Annotated in this window: 2 protein-coding genes and 1 rRNA gene; 2 read left to right on the top strand and 1 reads right to left on the bottom strand. The window is 56.9% G+C overall.

Annotated features, from left to right (window positions below; genetic code table 11):
• Positions 1 to 278 (top strand): IS3 family transposase (locus B5F27_RS16095; RefSeq protein WP_144066568.1); only part of this gene is annotated, 278 nt, incomplete at its 5' end.
• 136 nt (positions 279 to 414) lie between these two features.
• On the opposite strand, the gene B5F27_RS16100 is transcribed toward B5F27_RS16095, so the two are convergent.
• Complete coding sequence (locus B5F27_RS16100) at positions 415 to 1,905, bottom strand: DUF1846 domain-containing protein (protein WP_087246445.1); 1,491 nt, start codon at positions 1,903 to 1,905, stop codon at positions 415 to 417.
• Positions 1,906 to 2,167: 262 nt separating this feature from the next.
• On the opposite strand from B5F27_RS16100, the gene rrf reads away from it, so the two are divergent.
• A 5S ribosomal RNA gene (gene rrf / locus B5F27_RS16105) occupies positions 2,168 to 2,283 on the top strand; the annotation flags it as partial.

The following is a 2,283-nucleotide window of genomic DNA, read 5'->3' on the forward strand; positions in this document are numbered from 1 at the left end:
GCGACCAGGGCTTTCAATATACCTCACACGGATATTTTAAGCTGACTCAATCTTACGGCATTACGCCTTCCATGTCAAGACGCGGAAACTGCTATGACAACGCAATGGCTGAAAATTTTTTCGGTATCCTGAAAACAGAATGCATCTACCGCCAAAAGCTCAAGACATTTCAGCAGGCCAACGATCTGATCGACGAGTACATCCACTTCTATAACCACGAGCGGCTCCAGACAAAGACTGGCCTGGCTCCGCTTTCGCTTCGCCAGGCCAGTCTTTGATTCGCTTGTTCTACCCCTTGCAGGCCTCTTTTTTGTACTGTCCGCACAATATGGGGCGGTTCAGGCGCCCTTTGTGCTCGGCGGTTTTCATTTTATAGGAAGCCCGGCGGAAAAGCCGGCAAAACTTTTACTGAGATCAGATCTTGTGGTACTTGCGGTCCTCTTCCTCGTAGATGGGGTCGCAGGTGACATACATGCCCAGGCGGTTGAGGGTCTCGCTGTCCACGCGGGAGAGGATGACCGTCGAGTGCATGTCGCAGCCCTTGAGGTTGGGCAGCTGGTTCAGAGCAGCCTCGGCGTATTTGTTCTCCAGGATGGAGCTGGACAGGGCGATCAGAATCTCGTCGGTGTGGAGGCGGGGATTCTTGCTGCCGAAATAGGTGGTCTTCAGCTTCTGGATCGGCTCAATGGCCCGGGCCGACACCAGCTCGATTTCCTGGTCGATGCCCGCCAGCTTTTTCAGGGCGTTGAGCAGGGCCGAGGAAGCGGCGCCCAGCAGGGGACCAGTCTTGCCGGTGACGATGGAGCCGTCCGGCAGCTCGATGGCGGCGGCGGGCAGGCCGCCGGTCTTTTCGGAGCGGGCGTGAGCCATCTTTTCCACGGCCCGGCTGCCCACCGTCAGACCTGCCTGGTTGACCAGCAGCTCCAGCTTGAAGCGGTCGTCCTTGGCGGTGCCGCCCACTTTCTGGTCGCACAGGCACTTCATGTAGCGGCGCAGAATCTCTTTCAGAGAGGCCTCGCGGCAGACTTCGTCGTCAATGATGCAGTTGCCGGCCATGTTGACGCCCATGTCGGTGGGGGAGCGGTAGGGGCTCTTGCCGGCGATCAGGTCGAACATGGCGTTCAGCACCGGGAAGATCTCGATGTCGCGGTTGTAGTTGACCGCCGTCTCCCCGTAGGCTTCCAGATGGAAGGGGTCGATCATGTTGACGTCGTTCAGGTCGGCGGTGGCGGCCTCATAGGCCAGGTTCACCGGGTGCTTCAGGGGCAGGTTCCAGATGGGGAAGGTCTCAAACTTGGCGTAGCCTGCCTTCACGCCGCGCTTGTATTCATGGTACAGCTGGGACAGGCAGACCGCCATTTTTCCGCTGCCGGGGCCGGGTGCAGTGACCACCACCAGGGGCCGCTCGGTCTCGATGTAGTCGTTTTTGCCGTAGCCCTCGTCGCTGACGATCCGCGCCACATCGCCGGGATAACCTGCGATCTTGTAGTGGCGGAAGGTGCGGATGCCCAGGCTGTTGAGCTTTTTCTCAAAGGCTTCCACCTCCGGCTCGGGGGTGTACATGGTCACGCAGACACTGCCCACAAACAGCCCCACGCCCTGGAAGGCGTCGATCAGGCGCAGCACGTCCATGTCGTAGGTGATGCCGTAGTCGCCGCGGATCTTGTTGTTGATGATGTCCTCTGCGCTGATGACCACGATGATCTCGGCCTGATCCTTCAGCTGCAGCAGCATCTGGAGCTTGGAGTCGGGCTGGAAACCGGGCAGCACGCGGGAAGCATGGTAATCGTCGAACAATTTGCCGCCGAATTCCATATACAGCTTGTTGTCGAACTGGGCGATCCGGTCCCGGATATGCGCCGACTGCATGGCAAGGTACTTGTTGTTGTCAAATCCTATGTTCATCTGCGTCCCACTTTCCTCTAAAAATTCCATGCGGGCAGGCCCGGCCGGACTTGCCCGCGGTTAAAATGCACACTGAATTCAGTATACCACACTCAAAACCGCGGTGCAATTCCACTTTTTGATTCAAGGGCCGATCCTGCGCCCGGACGGCAGAGAATCCTGAAAGGCTCTTTTGGGATTTTTTGTTTAAAAAGTGGGAATTTTTGTTCGCAGGGGTCTGGACAAATCCAAATAAATGTGCTATAATAATCTAGTAAACATAGCCGGTGTCGATGACGGTGAGGTCCCACCTGTTCCCATTCCGAACACAGAAGTTAAGCTCACTTGTGCCGAAGATAGTTGGCTGGAAACGGCCTGTGAAAATAGGTAGATGCCGGC

This window comes from Faecalibacterium sp. An192, assembly GCF_002160175.1.
Classification (GTDB): Bacteria; Bacillota; Clostridia; order Oscillospirales; family Ruminococcaceae; genus Faecalibacterium.

Excerpts from the sequence above, each read along its gene's own strand:
- B5F27_RS16100 (WP_087246445.1), bottom strand. The coding sequence starts at position 1,905 with ATGAACATAGGATTTGACAACAACAAGTACCTTGCCATGCAGTCGGCG.